Source organism: Sphingopyxis sp. 113P3 (assembly GCF_001278035.1).
Taxonomy (GTDB): domain Bacteria; phylum Pseudomonadota; class Alphaproteobacteria; order Sphingomonadales; family Sphingomonadaceae; genus Sphingopyxis.
The window spans coordinates 2,609,726-2,629,366 of the sequence record NZ_CP009452.1; the positions used below are offsets into that span (position 1 = coordinate 2,609,726).

The 19,641-nt window shown below is 63.6% G+C and carries 19 protein-coding genes; 11 read left to right on the forward strand and 8 right to left on the reverse strand.

The window, feature by feature from the left end; all coding sequences use genetic code 11:
• Positions 1–103 precede the first annotated feature (103 nt).
• Genes LH20_RS12760 through LH20_RS12780 form a run of 5 tightly spaced genes read left to right on the forward strand, consistent with a single transcriptional unit; the run spans position 104 to position 5,224 of the window.
• A complete protein-coding gene (locus tag LH20_RS12760; RefSeq protein ID WP_083455400.1) occupies positions 104–412 on the forward strand; it encodes a hypothetical protein in 309 nt (102 codons plus the stop codon).
• An 8-nt stretch (positions 413–420) separates the two neighbouring features.
• Positions 421–1,926: a class I adenylate-forming enzyme family protein gene (locus tag LH20_RS12765; RefSeq protein WP_053554524.1), complete on the forward strand. Its 1,506-nt coding sequence runs from the start codon at positions 421–423 to the stop codon at positions 1,924–1,926.
• 9 nt (positions 1,927–1,935) lie between these two features.
• Positions 1,936–2,928, forward strand: coding sequence for an enoyl-CoA hydratase/isomerase family protein (locus LH20_RS12770; RefSeq protein ID WP_053554525.1), 993 nt, complete (start codon positions 1,936–1,938; stop codon positions 2,926–2,928).
• Positions 2,925–3,890, forward strand: coding sequence for a CoA transferase (locus tag LH20_RS12775; RefSeq protein WP_053554526.1), 966 nt, complete (start codon positions 2,925–2,927; stop codon positions 3,888–3,890). Before LH20_RS12770 ends, LH20_RS12775 begins: the two co-directional genes overlap by 4 nt.
• The gene (locus LH20_RS12780) at positions 3,887–5,224 is read left to right on the forward strand and encodes an amidohydrolase (RefSeq protein ID WP_053554527.1); all 1,338 of its coding nucleotides are present in this window, start codon (positions 3,887–3,889) and stop codon (positions 5,222–5,224) included. The genes LH20_RS12775 and LH20_RS12780 overlap by 4 nt, the downstream gene beginning before the upstream one ends.
• Here the strand turns inward: LH20_RS12780 and LH20_RS12785 are convergent.
• Together LH20_RS12785 and LH20_RS12790 are read right to left on the reverse strand one after the other, a co-directional pair.
• Positions 5,221–6,405, reverse strand: coding sequence for a thiolase family protein (locus LH20_RS12785; RefSeq protein WP_053554528.1), 1,185 nt, complete (start codon positions 6,403–6,405; stop codon positions 5,221–5,223). The genes LH20_RS12780 and LH20_RS12785 overlap by 4 nt on opposite strands.
• Positions 6,402–6,806, reverse strand: coding sequence for a Zn-ribbon domain-containing OB-fold protein (locus LH20_RS12790; protein WP_053554529.1), 405 nt, complete (start codon positions 6,804–6,806; stop codon positions 6,402–6,404). Before LH20_RS12790 ends, LH20_RS12785 begins: the two co-directional genes overlap by 4 nt.
• Before the next feature lie 103 nt (positions 6,807–6,909).
• Between LH20_RS12790 and LH20_RS12795 the strand changes: the two genes are divergently transcribed.
• Genes LH20_RS12795 through LH20_RS12815 form a run of 5 tightly spaced genes read left to right on the forward strand, consistent with a single transcriptional unit; the run spans position 6,910 to position 13,403 of the window.
• Entirely contained in the window at positions 6,910–8,223 is a 1,314-nt protein-coding gene (locus LH20_RS12795) for an amidohydrolase family protein (protein ID WP_053554530.1), read from the forward strand.
• A 3-nt stretch (positions 8,224–8,226) separates the two neighbouring features.
• Entirely contained in the window at positions 8,227–9,507 is a 1,281-nt protein-coding gene (locus LH20_RS12800) for a cytochrome P450 (RefSeq protein WP_053554531.1), read from the forward strand.
• A gap of 10 nt (positions 9,508–9,517) precedes the next feature.
• A complete protein-coding gene (locus tag LH20_RS12805) occupies positions 9,518–10,993 on the forward strand; it encodes an aldehyde dehydrogenase family protein (protein ID WP_053554532.1) in 1,476 nt (491 codons plus the stop codon).
• 21 nt (positions 10,994–11,014) lie between these two features.
• Positions 11,015–12,247, forward strand: coding sequence for a CaiB/BaiF CoA transferase family protein (locus tag LH20_RS12810; RefSeq protein ID WP_200905373.1), 1,233 nt, complete (start codon positions 11,015–11,017; stop codon positions 12,245–12,247).
• A 13-nt stretch (positions 12,248–12,260) separates the two neighbouring features.
• Entirely contained in the window at positions 12,261–13,403 is a 1,143-nt protein-coding gene (locus LH20_RS12815) for a Gfo/Idh/MocA family protein (RefSeq protein ID WP_053554533.1), read from the forward strand.
• Between the two features lie 92 nt (positions 13,404–13,495).
• On the opposite strand, the gene LH20_RS12820 is transcribed toward LH20_RS12815, so the two are convergent.
• Genes LH20_RS12820 through LH20_RS12840 form a run of 5 tightly spaced genes read right to left on the reverse strand, consistent with a single transcriptional unit; the run spans position 13,496 to position 18,023 of the window.
• The gene (locus tag LH20_RS12820; protein ID WP_053554534.1) at positions 13,496–14,665 is read right to left on the reverse strand and encodes a thiolase family protein; all 1,170 of its coding nucleotides are present in this window, start codon (positions 14,663–14,665) and stop codon (positions 13,496–13,498) included.
• Positions 14,662–15,057, reverse strand: coding sequence for a Zn-ribbon domain-containing OB-fold protein (locus LH20_RS12825; RefSeq protein ID WP_053554535.1), 396 nt, complete (start codon positions 15,055–15,057; stop codon positions 14,662–14,664). Before LH20_RS12825 ends, LH20_RS12820 begins: the two co-directional genes overlap by 4 nt.
• A gap of 10 nt (positions 15,058–15,067) precedes the next feature.
• Positions 15,068–15,817, reverse strand: a complete 750-nt coding sequence (locus LH20_RS12830) for an SDR family NAD(P)-dependent oxidoreductase (protein WP_053554536.1) — start codon at positions 15,815–15,817, stop codon at positions 15,068–15,070.
• A gap of 1 nt (position 15,818) precedes the next feature.
• Positions 15,819–17,240, reverse strand: a complete 1,422-nt coding sequence (locus LH20_RS12835) for an MFS transporter (RefSeq protein ID WP_053554537.1) — start codon at positions 17,238–17,240, stop codon at positions 15,819–15,821.
• Complete coding sequence (locus LH20_RS12840; RefSeq protein WP_083455401.1) at positions 17,241–18,023, reverse strand: SDR family oxidoreductase; 783 nt, start codon at positions 18,021–18,023, stop codon at positions 17,241–17,243.
• A gap of 117 nt (positions 18,024–18,140) precedes the next feature.
• Here LH20_RS12840 and LH20_RS12845 point away from each other — a divergent pair, with 117 nt between their 5' ends.
• Complete coding sequence (locus tag LH20_RS12845) at positions 18,141–18,803, forward strand: TetR family transcriptional regulator (protein ID WP_053554539.1); 663 nt, start codon at positions 18,141–18,143, stop codon at positions 18,801–18,803.
• A gap of 4 nt (positions 18,804–18,807) precedes the next feature.
• Here LH20_RS12845 and LH20_RS12850 read toward each other — a convergent pair whose 3' ends face one another.
• Positions 18,808–19,632, reverse strand: a complete 825-nt coding sequence (locus LH20_RS12850) for a coniferyl-alcohol dehydrogenase (protein ID WP_053554540.1) — start codon at positions 19,630–19,632, stop codon at positions 18,808–18,810.
• Between the last annotated feature and the right edge of the window lie 9 nt (positions 19,633–19,641).

Genomic DNA, 19,641 nt, shown 5'->3' on the forward strand with positions numbered 1-19,641 from the left:
GAGTTGTATAACTACGTTTACTTTCTATGTCGATTGACATAATGGCTTTCCCATGCCGAGACGACGGCACGCCCAACAGGCAATGGGAAAGGATCGAAAGACAATGGACCTTAAACCGGGTTCTCGCTGGAAAAGTGCGGTGTGCGATGCGCAGCTAGTCGTCGTGCGCCCCCCAAAGGTCGCCGGCGAGCTTCAATGCGGCGGAGTTCCCGTTCTCCCCATCGACGATGGCGCAGCCCCGACAGGTGACGTCAGCCCCGATTTCTCCGACGGCGTGGCGATCGGCAAGCGCTATGTCGACGAAGAGACGGGGCTTGAGGTTCTTGGCGCAAAGGCAGGAAAGGGATCGCTCGCGTTCAATGGCATCGCGATGACGGTGAAGGGCGCCAAGCCGCTTCCAGCCTCGGACTGATCTGAACCATGCGCACGCCGCTTTTGCTCGACATTGCAGCAGACGCCTGCCCAGAGCGTCACGCCCTCGGAGCCGGGAAGCAAGTCCAGGATTTTGGAACCTATCGCGCCCGCGCGAGCCGCGTCGCAGCTTGGCTTTCGTCCAAAGGGATGCCCAACACCGCCTTTTTGGGCATGAACGGCGACGCCCTGCCCGTCCTGCTCTTTGCAAGCGGCATGGCCGGAACGGCTTTCGTGCCGCTCAACTACCGTCTGGCCGACGCCGATCTCAACAGGCTCGTCGCCCGCAGTGCCCCCGCGGTGCTGATCGCGGACGACGACATGTTGCCGCGCATCGACCCCGTCGAGGGTGTTGCGCTGGTCGCGCGCAGCGCGTTCGAGGAGGAATTTCTGCGCAGCGCTGCCCCCGAACCGGCTGAACTTACCGAGACCGATAACGATATCGCCGTCCTGCTTTTCACCAGCGGCACGACAGGCGAACCAAAGGCCGCGGTCCTGCGTCACGCCAATTTGACTTCCTACGTGATGTCGACCGTGGAGTTCCTCGGGGCGAGCGAAGACGAAACGGCGCTGATCAGCGTTCCAGCCTATCATATCGCAGGTGTTTCGGCGATCCTCACCGCAGCCTATGGGGGGCGCCGGATCGTCTATCTGCCTGCCTTCACCGCCGAGGACTGGGTGAGAGTGGCCGCGGCGGAAAAAATCACCCATGCCATGGTGGTGCCGACCATGCTCGGGCGAATTCTCGATGTGATGGAGAAGACGGGCGAGACGCTGCCGGCGCTTCGCGCCTTGTCCTATGGTGGCGGAAAGATGCCTGAACCGGTGATCGCGCGCGCGCTCGCCCGGCTGCCACATGTCGATTTCGTCAATGCTTACGGCCTCACCGAAACCAGCTCGACCATCGCACTGCTCGGTGCCGAGGATCACAGGGCCGCTTTTGCATCATCCGACCCCGCCGTCAGGCGGCGTATCGCGTCAGTAGGACGGCCGCTGCCCAGCGTCGAACTTGAAATTCGCCGCGAGGACGGGTCGCCCTGCGCTGTCGGTGAACATGGCGAAATCTATGTGCGCGGCGAGCAGGTATCGGGCGAGTATCTGCACAAGAAGGCGATTGGCGACGACGGCTGGTTCGCAACCAATGACGCGGGCTGGCTCGACGGAGGCGGCTACCTGTTCGTTGAGGGACGCCTCGACGATGTCATCGTGCGCGGCGGTGAGAATATCTCGCCGGGCGAGATCGAGGATGTGCTGCGGACGTTCGACGATATCGCCGATTGCGCAGTGCTCGGCGTTCCTTGCTCGCAATGGGGCGAAAAGGTCATTGCGGTCATTGTGTCGCGATCAGGATCGCCCGACACCGACAAAATGGCATCGGTCATCCGCGAACGGCTCCGGTCGACCAAGACGCCGGAACAATGGTTCGTCCGCGACGAGCTGCCTTATAACGAAACCGGAAAGCTGCTCCGCCGCGTCCTCAAGGCCGAACTGGCGAAAGAGGTCTGCGCCGGATAGGAAGGCGCGATGACTGCCGCCGACCATCTCGACGCCGACCGCCTTTCCGCCCCAGGCGGCGAGCCGGTCCTGGTTGTGGAGGCAGCCTCGTGGACGCGACCCGCCGTGCCGATCCAGGCGGCGGTGATCGGCATCGATCGCGGCGGCGCCCTTCCCGAGGTTTCCATCGACGACTTCGATCTGCTTCTGACGGCCGCATCCAATCCGCCGCGGCCATGGGTTTGCGCCGGTCACCTTGCGGTCGAGGCCGCCGCGGACGTGCTCGCCGATGCGGTGCGCGCCACTCCCCTCGCCGCCACGATCGCCGCTCAGCTCTTGCGGCTGACCGAGCGCCTGTCGCTCGACGACGCTCTGATCGCAGAATCCCTCGCTTACTCCGCCCTGCTTGGTGGAGACGAGTTTAGGCGCTGGAGGCAAAGCGCCTCCCCATCGGGCGAGACGCCGCCGCCTGATGAGCCCGTTGCCGCCGATCGGCGGGACGATCATCTGACGCTGACCCTCAATGATCCTGCCACCCGCAACGCGATGACTGCAAGGATGCGCGACGCACTTTATGAAGCGCTCGCCAATGCCCTCGATGATCCAACCCAGCCAAGTGTCACCTTGCAGGGCAGCGGGCGCTGCTTCTCGACCGGCGGCGCACTCTTCGAGTTTGGACGCGCGAGCGACCTTGCAGAAGCGCATGCGGTGCGGGTGCTGCATAGCTGCGCGCGGGCACTCGACGCCCTTCGCGAACGGGCACGCGTCCGTCTCCATGGCGCCTGCATCGGTTCGGGATTGGAAGTTGCTGCAGCCGCCCACAGGCGTATCGCTGCGCCTGGCGCCTGGTTTCAGCTTCCTGAGCTCTCGATGGGACTCGTTCCAGGCGCGGGAGGCACCGCAACCGTGCCGCGCGCTATCGGGCGGCATCGCACCTTTTGGATGCTGCTTTCAGGTCAGCGCTTAGGCACCCGGGTCGCTCACCAATGGGGTCTTGTGCATGAAATCGAGGCGCGAGCGTGACGGTGCTGCTCGAAGCCGTGGCTGCGGCGGGTGATCGGTTGGTCGAGGCTTCGCGCGGAAAGATCGATTTTGACGTCCCGCGCGCCTTGTCGCGCAGCGAGGACCTCAGCCTTGGCAAGCCCGGGCTATGGTCCCCGAACCGGAACAGCCGGCTGATCGCATGCCGCGATGGGTGGATCGCAGTCTCGCTCGCGCGGGACGATGACCGCGATCTCGTTCCGGCGTGGACCGGTGCTTCGTTTGATACCCACCCGTGGGACGCCGTGATCGCCGCCGCGGCCCGCCGCAGCGCGGAAGAGATGGCCGCTGCCGCCATCGCCCTTCATCTTCCCGTCGCTGTCGTCGGAGAGACGCGTCACCTGCCGCAGGCACAGCTATCGCTCGGCGGCGGCGGAGGGAACAAGGTCATCGATCTTTCGGCGCTGTGGGCCGGCCCCTATTGCGCCGGGCTGCTCGCCGAAGCGGGATTTGACGTCGTGAAGATCGAAAGCCCTGCCCGTCCCGACCCCACAGCTCGCCATACGCCCGCACTCGATGCGCGGATCAACGGCGCGAAGCGGCGGGTGACGATGGCGCTCGAAAATCCGAGGCTGATGGCGGCGGTCAGCCGGGCACGCGTGCTGGTAACGAGCGCGCGGCCACACGCATTGGCGCATTTGGGCCTTGATGAAGCGACCGTGTTCGCGCGCAACCCGGGCCTCCTTTGGATTGCGGTCACCGCGCATGGCTGGCGCGGGCCAGCCGCGATGCGCGTCGGATTTGGCGATGATTGCGCAGCCGCCGGCGGACTGGTCGAATGGCGCGGCGCCGGGCCTTCCTTCATGGGCGATGCGCTCGCCGACCCGCTGACGGGAATGACCGCGGCGATTCTTGCGCTCGAGGCGCTGGCCGAGGACCGCTGCGGATTGCTCGACGTGCCGCTTGCCGGATCCGCCGCCCGCTTTGCAGAGGCGATCGCATGAGCGCAGCGTTCGACCTCGTCATCCGCAACGCCCGGGACGCTGAAGGCCGCCCGCTCGCGGTCGCGGTGCGCGGCGGACGGATCGCGGCGCTGGGAACAATCGAGGCCGCCGCCGGACCCGAGTTCGACGCGCGCGGCCGAACCGTCGGACCGGGTTTTCACGATCACCATATGCATCTCCTGGCGACCGCGGCGCGGCTTGAGTCGGTCGATCTATCAGGCCTCCTCCACGCCGACGCGATCATTGCAAAGCTGCGTGCCCAGCCGAGACAGAAAGGCAAATGGGTACGCGCAGTCGGCTATGATGAGCGCTCGGCAGGACTGCCCGATCGCAGGCTTCTCGATGCGTGGCTGCCCGACCGGCCGCTGCGCCTGCAGGATCGCACCGGCCGCTACTGGATCCTGAACAGCCCCGGGCTCGAAGAGCTTGGCGATGTCCCTTTTCCTGCGTGCGTCGAACTTGGGCCCGACGGTCAGCCGAACGGGCGAATCCGGCGCGGCGATGCCTGGCTTCGCGAGCGAATCGGTGGAGCGCTGCCCTCGCTCGCACGCCTCGGCGAGCGGCTCGCCCAAACGGGGATCACCGCAGTCACCGACGCGGGCGCGTCCAACGGCGCCGAGGACGCCCTGCTTCTCGCAGGCTCCGTGCCGCAGCGCCTCACGATCATGGGGAGAGAAGCGCTTGCGCCGGGCGACGCCTACACCCTCGGGCCGGTCAAACTCCTCCTCGATGAAGATGATTTGCCGCCGATTGCCGCCGTCGCCTCGAGGATTACCGCAGCCCGCCAGCTCGGTCGCGCGGTCGCAGCGCATTGCGTCACCCTGGGCGAGCTTCTCTTCTATCTTGAAGCGCTGGCAATCGCGGGAGGCGCGCGCGCGGGCGACCGTATCGAGCATGGCGGAATGATTGCCGAAAGCCTCATCCCCGACATTGCCGCGGCGGGGCTGATCGTCGTCACGCAGCCGAACTTCATTCACGACCGCGGCGACCGCTACCGGGAGCAGCTCCCCGCCTATGAGCTTGACGACCTGTACCGGCTCGGATCCCTGCTGCGCGGTGGCGCTGAGGTCCGCGGAGGATCGGACGCCCCCTATGGCGATCTTGATCCCTGGGTGGCCCTGCGGGCCGCGACGAACCGCCTGACCCGTGGCGGGCACCCGATCGGACCGAGCGAAGCGATCGGCCGCCAGGCCGCGCTCGCGCTCTATCAGGGGGCACCGCTTGCCGTGGGATCGGCCGCCGACCTCATCCTCTACGACTGGCCGGAGGCTCCCGACGCGCTCGGGACGGTCGATCTCACGTTGATCGGCGGTCGGATCGTCTGGCAGGCCTAGTCGCGCACGAGCAGCATTGCTCCCGCAAGCGGGCCTCCCGACGTCGACGTCGCGCAGACCTGCGGGGTGCCCGCCACCTGCCGCTCGCCGGCCCGGCCCCAGAGCTGCGTGCAGGCCTCGTGTACCGCGCCATAGGCATGGAGCCGTCCCGCCGACAAGGCGCCGCCACCGGTATTGACGGGAAGTTCGCCGTCGAGCGCTATCCGCTTTCCTCCCTCGATGAAGTCTTTTGCGCCATAGCGCTCGCAAAAGCCGAAATTCTCGAGCCAGTTGATCGTATGAAAACTGAAACCATCGTAGAGCTGCGCGATATCGACGTCGGCAGGTTTGAGGTCGGTTCGGCCCCACATCATTTCAGCGACCTTCGGCTGCGCCTGCGTGTCGAGTTCGGCAAGCTGCGTCCAGCTGTTGCGGTACTGCATCGACGAGCCGATCGCCTCAATGCGGATCGGCGGATTCCTGAGCGAGCGCGCAACATCCATCCGCGACACGATAATCGCCGCCGCACCATCGATTGGCACGTCGCAGTCGTAGAGCCGCAACGGTGTCGCGATCAGCGGCGAGGCGAGATAATCATCGATAGTGATCGGTGCCTTGTAGATCGCATTGGGGTTGAAGGCGGCGTTGCGGCGCTGGTTGACGGCGATCTGTCCCACCTGTTCAGCCTTTATACCGCTCTTGTGGACATAAAGGTTGAAGTAGAGCGCCTGCTGGAGCGCCGCTGCGTAGGTATAATAGGGCGCGTACCAGGCGAAGGGTCCGGCCTGCCGCTGGCCCTCGCGTAGCAGCGAATTGGCGTAAGCGGTCTTGCGCGCGGTCGCTTCATACATGGTACGGAAGATCAGCACATTGCGGCATAGCCCAGCCGCGATTGCGCCTACCGCGTTGAAAACCGCGCCATATTGCCCCGGTGCCTCACCCCCGCCGCTGTACCAGCCAAGCTCGAGCCGCAGAGCATCCTGGAGAGCAGCGCAGCCAACTGGCGAAAAGCCCGAGCCGTCGGCGCGCTCGCCTGGCCATGTCGCGAGCCCGTCGATGTCGGCGCGGGTGAGGCCGGCATCGGCAATCGCCTCGAGCGCTGCATCGACGGTGAGCGCGAGCGCAGACTTGGTAGCTCCTCGCGACACCTCGGACATGCCGACCCCGGTGATCGCGGTATTCTTCTCAGCAAAGCCGCTCATGCGCGCACCGGGCGAAAGAGGGGCACAAAGATGTCCTCTGCCTGCACAAATTCGACCTCGACCTCCATGCCGAACGCGACGGAGTCTGGCGGGCAGCCGATGATATTGCAGGCGAGGCGAACATCGTCCTGTTCCTCAATGGCAACGAGCGCGAGAACATAGGGCACCGCAAGGCCCGGCACCCAGGCCTTGTGATTGACCGTAAAGGTCACGACCCTGCCGCGGCCCGAAACGGCTTGCGGGGCAACATCGCGGCTTTCGCATCGGGGACAAAAGGGAAGCGGCGGATGAACAAAATACTTGCAGGACCCGCAGCGATAGATCGCGAGCTTTCCCTCGCTCCCCCATGTCCAATAGGCTTCATTGTCCCGGTCGATTACCGGCAGTGTCCGCGCGGCCATATGCCTCCCCCACTTATGTAACTACGTCATAATCCAAGAGTTGACACATCGTCAATTTTTAGGATGATGTGTGCAACGAGAATGACATGAGAGGAGAGTCGCCATGCAGATGGACGACATGATCATTATCAGCGTCGACGATCACGCGATTGAGCCGCCCGAGGCGTTCATCCGCCACTATCCCGAAGGCAAGAAAGACCGCGCACCGCGTATCGTGCGGGAGAATGGCAAGGACATCTGGCTCTGGAACGGGCAGCGTTTCCCAACGATCGGCCTCAACGCGGTCGTTGGCCGCCCGCGCAGTGAATATGGCATGGAGCCCAGTGCCTTCGATCAGCTCCGTCCAGGAACCTATGATCCCAAGCTGCGCGTCGACGACATGAACGCAAATGGCGTCCTCGCTTCACTCAACTTTCCCACTATGCCAAGCTTCGCCGGGGGAACATTTGTCGGAATGGCGCAAAAGGACCCCGAAGAGGCCTTGCTCGCTTGCCGGGCCTGGAACGACTGGCATGTGCAGGAGTGGTGTGCAGCAGCGCCAGGCCGCTTCATTCCCATGTGCCTCATTCCGATGTGGAACATGGACGACACGCTCGCCGAACTGAAGCGGATGAGCGATCTCGGCGTCCATGCCGTGAGCTTCTCCGACAATCCGGCGAATATCGGCCTGCCGAGCATCCACAATGAATATTGGGAACCCTTCTGGAAAGCCTGCAGCGACTACAAGATGGTGATCAACTGCCATATCGGCACTGGCGCCCGCGCGATGCACCCCTCGAGCGAGAGCCCGATCGATGCGTGGATCACCGCCATGCCGATCTCGATCGCCAATTCGGCTGCCGACTGGACCTTTGCCACCTTCTGGCAGAGGTATCCGGATCTGCGCATGGCCTTGTCCGAAGGCGGAATCGGATGGATACCCTATTTTCTCGAGCGGGCCGACTTCACGCACGAGCATCACCACGAGTGGACCTTCACCGACTTCAAGGGTGAGCGCCCATCAGATCTCTTCAAGCGCCATATCATCTGCTGCTTCATCGACGACCAGTTCGGTGTGAAAAATCTTGAATATATGAACGAGGACATGGTCGCCTATGAGTGCGACTATCCGCACTCGGATACGGTGTGGCCCAATGTGCCTGAATATCTCTGGGCGTCGGTCAATGGGCTTCAAAAGGAGACGATCGACAAGATCACCCACCTCAATGTCATGCGTGAATATTGCTTTGACGCCTTTACGCTGAACGGCGGACGCGAAAATTGCACGGTCGGGCATCTGCGCGAACTTGGCAAAGACGTCGATGTCAGCCCCCGGCACAATCTGGGGGGGCTCAAGGCCGACAGCATGGATGCCGTTGGAAAGGCCCGCCGCCCGGTCACTTCGGGCGACATCGAACGCATGTTCGCGTCGGCCTGAGCCATGACAAGTCTTGCTGAACGGTGCCCGGTCGCCCGGGCGGGGGCCGATGCCCCGCCGGCCCCCGCGCATGTGCCGCCCGAGCTGGTGCTCGACACGCGGTTTGCCGCGGGCATTGTCCCCAACGATCTGATCGAACCCTATCGCCCCGTCGATGTGGTGCGAGGAGACGGGTTTCCGCGCATCCATTACTATCCCTGGCCGATCAGCGGAAACCGCCACGGCGCATGGGTCGTCACGCGCTATGAGGACATTCGCCGCGTCTACGAGGACAACGATCTCTTCTCGACCGAAGGGGTGGCACAGTTCCAGCTGCTGGCGGGAGAAACATTCCCCTCGATCCCGCTCGGCATCGACCCACCCGACCATGGCAAGTACCGCAAGTTTCTCAATCCATGGTTCACGCCCGTCGCGATGAACGAGCGCGAGCCGCGCATCCGCGAAATCATCGGCAGCATGATCGACCAGTTCGCGACCAGGGGCGAAGTCGACATCGCCTATGATTTCGGGCGCGTTTTTCCGGTCCGCGTCTTCCTCGATCTCATGGGCTTCCCCTTCACCATGTTCGAGCAATTCCTCGACTGGGAGTGGAACATCCTTCACGAGGAGGATCTGGAAAAGAAGGCCAACGCGCTGCGCGGCGTGCTGGCCTATTTGCGTGGTTTTATCGCTGAGAAGCAAGCGGCTCCCGACGATGCGCTCGGCAGCTATATTGCGAATGGTTCAGTCGACGGCCGCAAGCTCACCGATGATGAAATTATCGGAATGACCTGGTTCTTGTGGCTCGGCGGCCTCGACACCGTTGCATCGACAGTCAGCCAAATGTTTCGCCGCCTTGCGATGCACCCCGAGCTTCAGGCAGAGATCCGCACCAACAAGGGCCTCATCAACTCGGCGGTCGAGGAGTTCCTGCGCACCCAGCCGCTCGTCAATTCGGGCCGGAAGGTGAAACGCGACTTCGAGTGGCACGGCGTCGAAATCAAGGCGGGCGACTGGGTCACCGTGTTCAACACCTCGGGCAATTTCGACGAGCAGCAGTTCGAATGCCCGCACCAATTCAACCCGGCGCGCAAGAACAACCGCCACTTCACCCTTGCCGGCGGCGTGCACATCTGCCTCGGCGCGCATCTCGCGCGGCGCGAATTGCGCGTTCTGCTCGACGAATGGTTCGACCGCATCCCCCAGCCTTTCCGTGTCAAGCAAGGCGCCGACACGACCGTTGTTCCCAGCCTGCTCTCGATCCGCAACCTGCCGATCGTCTGGGACACCGGGGCCGCTTCTTGAGGACTATCCTATGGCATATTTGAAATATGACGACGCCATCTATGTCGGCGGCGAATGGCAGAAGACCGACCAGCGCGAGGCCGTGATCAACCCCGCAGACGAAAGCCTCCTCATCGAAGCTCCTGTCGGGAGCTCTGCCCAGGTAGAGGCTGCGATCGGGGCAGCGCGCACCGCGTTTGACAAGGGAGACTGGCCGCAACTTCCGGTGGCCGAGCGTCAGGCCGTGCTCACCCGCTTCCTCAACGCAGTTGAAGGCCGCAAGACCGAAATCGTCGACATGATCGTGGCCGAGGCGGGCGCGACGCGCATGCTTGCCGACTTCCTCCAATATGGCATTCCGATGAAACATGCGCGGCGCACGGTCGAGCTTGCTGCGCGCGCACCGGTGACCTCGCTGCCGGTCGAACTGACCCCCAACGCGCAGGGCCGCACGACGCTCGGCACGGGGGTCGTAAGCCGCGAGCCCGTCGGGGTCGTAGCGGCAATATCCCCTTATAATTTCCCGTTTTTCCTTAACATCGGCAAGGTCATCCCCGCCCTCGCGGTCGGTTGTACCGTCGTGCTGAAGCCATCCCCCTACACACCAATGCAGGCCTTGATCCTTGGCGAGATCGCCGATGAGGTCGGGCTGCCCAAAGGGGTGCTGAGCATCGTCACTGGGGATGTGGATACCGGAAAGCTGCTGACTACCGACCCGCGCGTCGACCTCGTTCACTTTACCGGATCGGACAAGGTGGGATCGATGATCCAGGCGCAGGCGGCGCCAACACTGAAACGCATCGTGATGGAGCTTGGAGGCAAGTCGGCGCTCATCGTTCGCGCCGATGCCGATATCGGCAAGGCCGCCGCAGCGGGGATCATGGGTTTCACGACGCACAGCGGCCAGGGCTGCGCTCTCACCACGCGCCATATCGTCCACAACAGCATCCGCCCGCAGTTCGTCGAAGCGATGAAGGCGATGCTCGGACATCTCAAGATCGGCAATCCTGCTGATCCCAGTGTCAACTACGGCCCGCTGATCCGAGAAGTCGCGCGCAAGCGGACCGAGGATTATGTCGCGATCGCCCAGGACGAAGGCGCAACCCTCGTTGCGGGCGGCAAACGGCCGGAGGGCCTCGACAAGGGCTATTATTACGAGCCGACGCTCTTCGACAATGTGAAGAACGAAAGCCGCATCGCGCAGGAAGAAGTGTTCGGTCCGATTGGCGTGGTGATCGGGTTCGAGGACGATGCCGAAGCGATCGAAATGGCAAACGCCAGCGAATTCGGCCTCTCGGGCGCAATCTATTCAGCCGACGCGGGGGAGGCCTATCGCATGGCCCTCAAGATCCGCACAGGCGGCGTGTCGATCAACGGCGGCGCCGGGACGATGCAGTCCGACGCGCCTTTCGGCGGCATCAAGCGATCAGGCTACGGCCGCGAATATGGCGAGGATGGCCTCAATGAATTCACCTATCAAAAGGTGATCAGTTTCCACGCCGAATAGGACTGACAGGGAGAGACGGCGATGACAAAGGTCATGGAGGGCATTCGCGTCCTCGAAGTAGCACAGTTCACCTTCGTGCCCGCCGCGGGCGGCGTGATGACCGACTGGGGCGCCGACGTGATCAAGATCGAGCATCCGGTGCGCGGCGACGCGCAGCGCGGCATCCAGATGCTGCAGCGGCTTGCGGTCAATCCGCAGCGCTCCTCGCTCATGCAGCACCCGAACCGCGGCAAGCGCAGCGTCGGGATCGATATCTCCACCGAGGAAGGCCGCGAGCTGCTCTACGAGATCGCGAAGACCGCCGATGTGTTCCTCACGAACTACCTCCCCTCGGCAAGGCAGAAGCTCATGATCGACGTTGAACATATCCGCGCCGCCAACCCGAACATCATCTATGTGCGCGGCAGCGCCTTTGGCGACAAGGGCCCCGAACGTGACAAGGGCGGCTTCGACAGCACCGCCTATTGGGCGCGCGGCGGATCAGCGGTGCTCGTGACCCCGAAGGCGCTCGAGGGACCGCTCACCCAGCCGGGCCCGGCCTATGGCGACACGATCGGCGGGATGAATATAGCCGGCGGCATCGCAGCAGCGCTGTTCCACCGCGAGCGCACCGGCGAGGCCACCGAGGTCGACGTGTCCCTCCTGTCGTCCGGCGTCTGGGCGACCGCCTGTTCGATCGATGTGGCGATGGAACTGGGCACCGACCCCTTTGAAAACCTCATGCCGGGAAGCGGCCAGGCGGTTGGGACAAATCCCTTCATGGGCGTCTTCAGGACCTCCGATGGCAAGTTCATCAACCTGACCGTGCTCTCGCCAGGCCCCTATATCGAAGATGTGTTCAGCCATCTCGGCATTCCCGAGGCCGCGAAGGACGAACGCTTTTCGACCGCCGAGGCGATCATGGCGAATGCAGCGGAAGCCTATCCGCTTGTCAAACAGGCGATCGCATCGAAACCCTTCGATTACTGGACGCAGCATCTCAAGACGATGAAGGGACAATGGGCTGCCTATCAGTCGGTTCATGACGTTGCGAGCGACGAACAAGTGCTGGCGAACGATCTGATCTTCGAAGTCGAGAGCGCCGATGGCGGCCCGCCAATCCGGCTGGTGGCGAACCCGGTTCAGTTCAATCACGAAGGCGTCGAGAACACCCGCGCACCCGAAGCCTCCGAGCATACCGAACTTGTCCTGATGGAACTCGGCCTCGATTGGGACCGCATTGAGGAATTGAAGAACAAGAAGGCGATCGCCTGAAGGAAATAGACGCATGAGCACCCCTCCCCTTCGCGTCGGCATCATCAGCGCCGCGTGGGGCGCAAGAGCGCATCTTCCTGCTTGGCGAAGCCTTGAAGGGGTGGAGGTGACGGCGATCTGCACGTCGCGGCCCGAGACGGCAGCGAGGGCAGCCGAGGATTTCAAGGTCGCGCGCGCCTTTCACGATTTTCGCGCGTTGGCGAGGGATCCCGATATCGACATCGTCGATTGCGGAACGCGTCCGCCGCTGCGCTACGCGATGGTGATGGCAGCGCTCGCATCGGGCAAGCATGTCTATAATGGTATTCCCTTCGCGAAGGATATGGCCGACGCTGAAGCGATGACCGATGTCTGGCAGCAAACGGGCACGATCGCCCTCGTCGACGCTTTCATGCAGGCGGTCCCCGCGATGGTCCAGATGAAGGCAATGATCGACGCGGGCTGGGTCGGCGAGGTCTTTGGAGCCGAAGCCGCGTTCGAGGCGCCGCTTTTCAGCGCGGCGCAGACCAATGTCCCGGGCTATGTCTGGTTCGCTGATCCGTCGAATGGTGCGAGCGCCGCGCGCAATCTTGGAAGCCATTTGCTGCACCTGCTCGTGCATTTCTTCGGCCCCGTCGCGTCCCTCGCCGCCGACCAGTCGCTCGCACTCAAGGCATGGCCGCTCGGCGATGGGACAGTTCATCCAGAAGTCCCCGACCGGGCGTCATTGCTCCTGCGACATGCGTCCGGAATCCCCACGCGTCTGGAAGCTAACTGGTGCAAGATCGGCGGTGATGGCTTTCGCTTCTCGGCCTGGGGATCGAAAGGACGGCTTGAAGCGCGCGCGCCGGTCTTCCCGATGGCACACGATACCCAGTTGTTCGGCACAAAGGATGCAGGGCTCGGCGGCATCGCCCTCGATGGCATCCCGATCGAACCGGAATTTCTGGCCGTTCCGGGGTGCCGCGCGGTCGCCGACCGCCCCGAAACGGGGCTGCTGGCTCTTGCTTCGATTTTTGCCCGAATGCGCGATGCGATCAACGGCAAGGCGGTCGCCGCGCCCGATTTTGCGCAGGCACTCCACGTTCACGGCGCGGTCGAGGCGGCCGTCGTGGCAGCCGAAGAGCGCCGCTGGGTCGATATCGCGGCCCCGGGCGAGCGGGCTCGCTCGCGCTGAGCCAGTCCGTGCACCGCCCAATCTTTCACTGACGAAAAGACGAACGGTCCACCGTCGGGGGCAACACGAGGAGGGTTGTCGGGCTTTCCGGCTTATCCGCGACGAAGCAGCATTGAGCCTGCAATAAAGCCACCCCCCATCCCGCACGCACCGACCCGCGCGCCCTCGATCTGACGAGCGCCGGCATCGCCCCAGAGCTGCGTGCAGACCTCGTGCAACAGACCAAAGCCATGGAGGCGACCGCCCGACAATTGGCCGCCCCCGGTATTGACCGGAAAGCGCCCGCCGGGCCCAATGTTTCCCTCTGCAATGAAATCCTTGGCCTCGCCATGACCGCAAAACCCCATCGCCTCGAGCCACAGCGGCACGAAAATGCTGAAGCCGTCGTAGAGCCCGAGCACGTCAACATCGGACGGCTTGAAGTCGGTGCGCGACCACATATGGGCGGCGCTGTCGTGCGCGCCCATCGTGGTGAGGTCCGCGCGCTGATCCCATGTCTCCTGCGACCCGAGTGCCGACCCCATCGCCTCGATGGTCAGCGGCGGCCTGGCACAGTCCTTCGCGGCATCGGCCGCCGAGACGATCACCACGCAGGCGCCGTCGATCGGCACGTCGCAATCGAAGAGGCCGAGCGGCGATGAGATCATGCGCGCGCCAAGATAATCCTCCATCGTGAGCGGCGACGTCATGATGGCCGTGGGATTGTCTTGCGCAAAAGCGCGCTGACCAGTGGCGACAAGGCCGAGATGCTCGCGCGTCATGCCGAACTCGTGGAAATAGCGCATCGCCATCCAACCCGCCCAGTTCGACGCCGACATGGCGTTGGCTGGCACGAGATAACTGTACCAGCCGCCGAGCCGCGCCCGCCCTGCGCCCGGAATACTGGCGCGGCGCGTTGCGGTCTGCGAACTGCTTTCGGTGAGCGCGCGGAAACAGAGAATATGGCGAGCCTGGCCCGTCGCAGCCGCCATTGCGGCCACCTGAATCGGGCCCATTTGCGACGGACCATCGGGGACCGCGCTGTGCCAACGCGTCTTGAGCCCCAGCGCGTTGCGGACTTCACCGGTTCCCAGCGGCGACATGCCAGGCGAATTGTCTGCCTTGCCCGGATAGGTCGAGATCCCATCGATATCGTCGCTGGTGAGCCCTGCACATTCGAGCGCCCGGCGCGCAGCTTCGGCGAGATGGAGGATTGCAGGACGGTTCGTCTTTCGTCCGATGTCGGACATGCCGACACCCGTGATCGCCGCTGCGAGGCTCATTGGTCAGGCTCCCACCGGGGGAACCAGACATCGTCGCTGTTGACGAACGAAACCTTCATTTTCTGACCGATGGCGACCTCCTCCGGATCGGTGTTGACCACTTCTGCTGTAACCCGGACGCCGGGCGCACCATCGACATCGACGACCGCGAGCGCAAAGGGTACGGGCATGTCGGGCATCCATTGCTGGTAGTTGACCGTATAGCTGTACACCGTGCCCGTTCCGGCCACCGGCTTGAATGCAATGCTTTGCGACCAGCATGCCGGGCAGATGAGTTGCGGCGGGTGGATCGCCTTCTCGCAGTCGCTGCAGAAGGCGATCATCAGCTTGCCCTCGGCGCCGCCGGTCCAGAAAGCGGCATTTTCGGGCGTAAGTTCGGGAAGCGGTCTCATATCCTCTCAATCATATCTGGAGCGTCGCGCCGCCGCTGACGCGGAGCGTTTCGCCGGTCACAAAACTGGATGAAGGCGACACCAGCCACAGCATGGCCCCCACAATGTCCCTCACCTCGCCCTCGCGCTCGAGTATCTGCATTTTCTTTACATGGTCGACCAAAGGCTGCGGCAATTCGGCGCGGATCGTGTCGGTCAAAATCAGGCCGGGCGCGATCGCGTTGACGCGGATGCCGTCGGGCGCAAGCTCATGGGCAAAGGAGACGGTGAGGCCGCGCACCGCAAGCTTGGTGACGCCATAGGCCTTTTGTGAGCCATAGGCGGCCATTGAAGCAATGTTGACGATTGAGGCCCCATCACGCCCCGCCATATGGGGCCGCGCCGCGAGCGTGCAGTGGATGACGCCCCAGACATTGACGTCGAACATCCGGCGCGTGCGCTCGGTCCCAAGCTTGCCGATGAATTCATTCGCCTCGGCCGAATGAATGCCGGCGTTATTGATCAATATGTCGATGCCGCCGTGGCGGGCCGCGACGTCGTCCATGGCCCTTGTCACCGCATCCTCGACCGCGACATCGGCATGAAAGGGTGCCGCCCTTGCCCCGATCTTTGCGGCAGCACCGCGCACGGCGCTTTCGTCGATGTCGAGGAGAGCGACCCGCGCTCCCCGCTCGGCGAGCGCCTCGCCGAACGCCCTGCCAAAGCCGCGCCCACCGCCCGTCACCACCGCGAGTTTGCCGGAGAGATCGAGCGATTCCATATCAGCCTCCCCTGCCCGCAAACCCGTCGCCTGGCGTCGAGGCGATCCCCTTGGGCAAAGCCAGAGCCGTGAGCACCGCGAGCGAGCAAACTCCTGCTATCGCCGCGACTGCAAGATCGTAGGCGAAGGCTGAGGGATAAATCTCGGCGCCGCGGCGAACGACGTCGACGGCGAGCAGCGTCGTCACCATTTGGGCCCCGATACCCATGAACAGGCCGCGAATGACCGAGACCAGCCCCGAAATCTCGCTGATCCGTTCAGGCGGTGAGGCCTGCGCAATGATCGTCGGCGCGACCGAGAAGAGCATTGTCGTGCCGAAGCTGATGATGATGAGCTGTGCGACGATTTTCGGAAAGCTGTCGATATCGACGATGAACCAGATCAGCCAACCCGCGACGGTCAGAATTCCGCCTGCCACCATCGCAAAGCGCCCGCCGCCGCGGGCAGCGAGCCAGCCGCCCAGCGGCCCAGCGAAAACCGAACTGACATTCGAGGGCAGCTTCGCGAGGCCCGCAAGCGTCGCACTGAAGCCAAGGCCGGCAACTGTCCACAGCGGCGCCTGCATGACGAGCGAGAAGAAGACGGTGATCTGAAGCGCGCTCATCGCAACCAGCGCAGTGACAGCGCTGCCAATGGCGATGGTGCGATCCGAAAAACTGCGCACCGCGATCAGCGGATTGGGGCTCGCAAGACTTGCGCGCCACCACCAGACGACCAGCAGCGCGCCGGCGCCAAACGATGCCAGCGCCCACGGGCTCGTCCATCCCCAGCTTTTGCCCACCGAGAAATAGGCAAGAAGGAGGATTACACCCGGCGCGAAGGCGAGACCGGATACCCAATCGACCGGCTCGCTCGGGGGATGACGCGGCGAGCGGGGAATCAGGATCCGGATCGCAAGGGCCGAGACGGCGCAGAGCCCTGCACTTGCGAAAAAGACGCCGTGCCAGCTGAAGCGATCGACGATCATGCCGCCGAGCACCAGGCCGGCGGCAGTGCCCACCGAAGCGCCCGATATCATAAGGCCAATCGCCATCGGAGCGCGCTCTTTGCCCGCGGTCTCGTGAATGAGCCCGATACAAAGCGGCAAGATAGCGCCCGTTACGCCCTGCATCAGCCGGCCGGCGAGGAGGATGGCAAAATTGCTCGAAACCGCACTGATCATCGAGCCGGCGGCGCCGATCAGCAGCACCACGACGAGCACCTGCCGCCGCCCGAATAGATCGCCGAGCCGGCCGATGATCGCAGCGACCGCCGCGCCGACAATAAGATAGCCCGTAATCAGCCATCCAACCATCGCGGGATCGCCGAAATCCTCGATAAGCCTTTTAAGTGCAGCAAGAACCATCGCGGTTTCGAACGACCCGGTGACCTCGGCGGTCCACAGCGCGCCGATGACGAACGGGAGGTTGCGGCGCGCGAGCACCTAGGTCGCAACCGATTTGGCGCCCTCGGGCATGCCAACCTGCGCAGCGCGAACTTCGATGAGGTCGACACCGATGTCGGGCGGCAGATCCATGACCGAAATCAGCGCCTTTGCCATCGATTCCGGCGTTGCGCCCTCGCCCGTCATGGCCGCATGGCCCGTCTCCACGATCTTCTTGTAAAAGGCGGAGATGGTTTCCTCAGACCAGCTCTTGCCACCCGAGCCGCCCTTGACAGAACCCGACCGCAGCACGGTGAAGCGAATATCCTCGCTTCGCAGTTCATCGCGAAGGCCGTGGCAGAGCGTTTCCACCGCAGCCTTGGTCGCCGCGTAAAGCGCAAGCATCGGGAAGGGCATGTTTACCGACTCGCTGCTGATTGCGACGACCTGTCCCTTGGTAGCGCGCAGATGCGGAATGGCGGCCCGAACCAGCCAGCAAACGCCAAGGACGTTGATTTCGACATGGCTGCGGATGATGTCGTCGCTCCCCGCTTCGAAGGCGAAGGGGTGGAAAATGGCTGCGTTGGCGATCACGGCGTCGATGCGCCCGAAATGCTCCGCCGTTTGCGCGATCGCGGCGTTCACGGCCTCCGATGAGGCCACGTCACATGCAATTGGCAAGACGGCATTGCCGAACTCGGCGGCGAGGCTGTCGAGCTCGTCCGATGGCCGCGCGAGGCAGGCGACCCGCGCTCCTGCCCTGGTAAGGGCTGCGACGAAATGGCGGCCCATTCCTTTGGAAGCGCCTGTCACGACAGCGACCCTACCCGTCAGCCTCTCCATCCCCAACTCCTATTGTCCCTGATCAACGCGGGCCGTTTTTGACGATACGTCAACTTTTTGCCATGCCGCAACCCTGCTGCTAAGGTGGCAGCAAGATTTCGGGCGAGGAACAGATATTTGACGCAGCAACAGGTCATCAGCGAGGCGCCGCGTGTCGCTGAAGGACATAGGCGCAAGCTCGGCGCTAAGGGCCAGCGGACGCGCCAGCAACTGATCGACGCAACGGTCGCCCTGCTCGAGACGCACGGTCTGCGTGACGTATCGGTTGTTGACGTTGCGCGCGCTGCGCAAACCTCGCCGGCCACCTTCTACGTTTACTTCAAGGGCGTTCCGGAGGTTGTCCTTGCCGCGCTCGAAAATGCCGATCTGACCTCGCCCGAACTTGAGACCATCGTCAATCGTGATTGGCTGGCGCCGGGCGCCGCAGCGGCGGCCCTCGCCTTCGTCGAATGCTATACCGCGCTTTGGAATCGGCACCGCACGATCTACATCGTGCGCAACCTTGCCGCCGAAGAGGGGGACACGCGCTTCTATCATGCCCGGATGACGCAGGCGAAGCCGATGATGGACGCGCTCAGCCGGCAAGTCGAGCGCGCGCAAGCGGCAGGTCGTGTTCCAGAGCATCTTTCGCCGCGCTCCTGCGCCGGCACCTTGCTGATGATGCTCGAACGCCTCTCCGCCATCGGCCCGATGAGCTATCATAGCGACGGCGTCGGCTTCGCGGATCTGAAAGCGGCGGCGGCGCACAATATCGTCATGATGCTGGGCGCGCGCGACTGACGCATCACGCTGCCGCTTCGGCGATCATCTTCTGAAGGTCGAGCACGCCCGTCGCGAGGCCGCCTGCAAGACCTGCGTCGACTGGCAGGCAAACGCCGCTGATGAAGCTCGCCGCATCGCTGTTGAGCAGGATCAGCGGAAGCGCCTGTTCGGCAGCCGTCGAATAGCGCCCCTTGGCCTTGGCAAAGGCGCCAAGCACCGCGTCGCCTGCGACCTTGCGGAACTCGCCGAGCATCGGCGTGTCGATCGGGCTCGGCATCGTGCAGTTGATACGGATATCGCGTGAAATGAGATCAGGCGCCCGAACCTGCGTCCACGTATTGATCGCTTCCTTTGCAAGGCTATAGGGGTCTCCCACCTCCTTGGCCCGGTCGAGATACCATTGGCGCGCTTCGGCAAAATCCTCGATCGCGATGAATTCCCGAAGCAGCGGCTGGCGCGTCAGCCATTTCATGCCGCCGAGCGAGGAGACCGAGACGATCGCAGCGCCGGAATTGAGGTGCGGGATCCAGCCCTCGGTCCACGCGCGAATACCGAGAAAATTGACCGTCACGACATCTTCGCCCGGAAAGGTCTGCGGCAAGCCCGAAACATTGAAGACCGCGTCGACCTTGCCCCCGATCTTGGCGATACCCGCTAGAATGGCGTCAGGGTTCTTGAGGTCGACCTCGGTGAAGCTTGCAAGCTTCACCGGCGACGGCTTGATGTCGGCTCCGTGCACTTCGGCGCCAAGCTCGACGAGCGTACGAGCGCAGGCCTCGCCGGTGCCGGAAAAACAGCCCATGACGACGACGCGCTTGTCCTTGTAGCCCAGAATATCCTTCGGCATGTCCCTCAA

Coding starts and splice junctions, on each gene's coding strand:
- LH20_RS12760 (WP_083455400.1), top strand. CDS start 104: ATGGACCTTAAACCGGGTTCTCGCTGGAAAAGTGCGGTGTGCGATGCG.
- LH20_RS12765 (WP_053554524.1), top strand. CDS start 421: ATGCGCACGCCGCTTTTGCTCGACATTGCAGCAGACGCCTGCCCAGAG.
- LH20_RS12770 (WP_053554525.1), top strand. CDS start 1,936: ATGACTGCCGCCGACCATCTCGACGCCGACCGCCTTTCCGCCCCAGGC.
- LH20_RS12780 (WP_053554527.1), top strand. CDS start 3,887: ATGAGCGCAGCGTTCGACCTCGTCATCCGCAACGCCCGGGACGCTGAA.
- LH20_RS12785 (WP_053554528.1), bottom strand. CDS start 6,405: ATGAGCGGCTTTGCTGAGAAGAATACCGCGATCACCGGGGTCGGCATG.
- LH20_RS12790 (WP_053554529.1), bottom strand. CDS start 6,806: ATGGCCGCGCGGACACTGCCGGTAATCGACCGGGACAATGAAGCCTAT.
- LH20_RS12795 (WP_053554530.1), top strand. CDS start 6,910: ATGCAGATGGACGACATGATCATTATCAGCGTCGACGATCACGCGATT.
- LH20_RS12800 (WP_053554531.1), top strand. CDS start 8,227: ATGACAAGTCTTGCTGAACGGTGCCCGGTCGCCCGGGCGGGGGCCGAT.
- LH20_RS12805 (WP_053554532.1), top strand. CDS start 9,518: ATGGCATATTTGAAATATGACGACGCCATCTATGTCGGCGGCGAATGG.
- LH20_RS12810 (WP_200905373.1), top strand. CDS start 11,015: ATGACAAAGGTCATGGAGGGCATTCGCGTCCTCGAAGTAGCACAGTTC.
- LH20_RS12815 (WP_053554533.1), top strand. CDS start 12,261: ATGAGCACCCCTCCCCTTCGCGTCGGCATCATCAGCGCCGCGTGGGGC.
- LH20_RS12820 (WP_053554534.1), bottom strand. CDS start 14,665: ATGAGCCTCGCAGCGGCGATCACGGGTGTCGGCATGTCCGACATCGGA.
- LH20_RS12825 (WP_053554535.1), bottom strand. CDS start 15,057: ATGAGACCGCTTCCCGAACTTACGCCCGAAAATGCCGCTTTCTGGACC.
- LH20_RS12830 (WP_053554536.1), bottom strand. CDS start 15,817: ATGGAATCGCTCGATCTCTCCGGCAAACTCGCGGTGGTGACGGGCGGT.
- LH20_RS12840 (WP_083455401.1), bottom strand. CDS start 18,023: ATGGAGAGGCTGACGGGTAGGGTCGCTGTCGTGACAGGCGCTTCCAAA.
- LH20_RS12850 (WP_053554540.1), bottom strand. CDS start 19,632: ATGCCGAAGGATATTCTGGGCTACAAGGACAAGCGCGTCGTCGTCATG.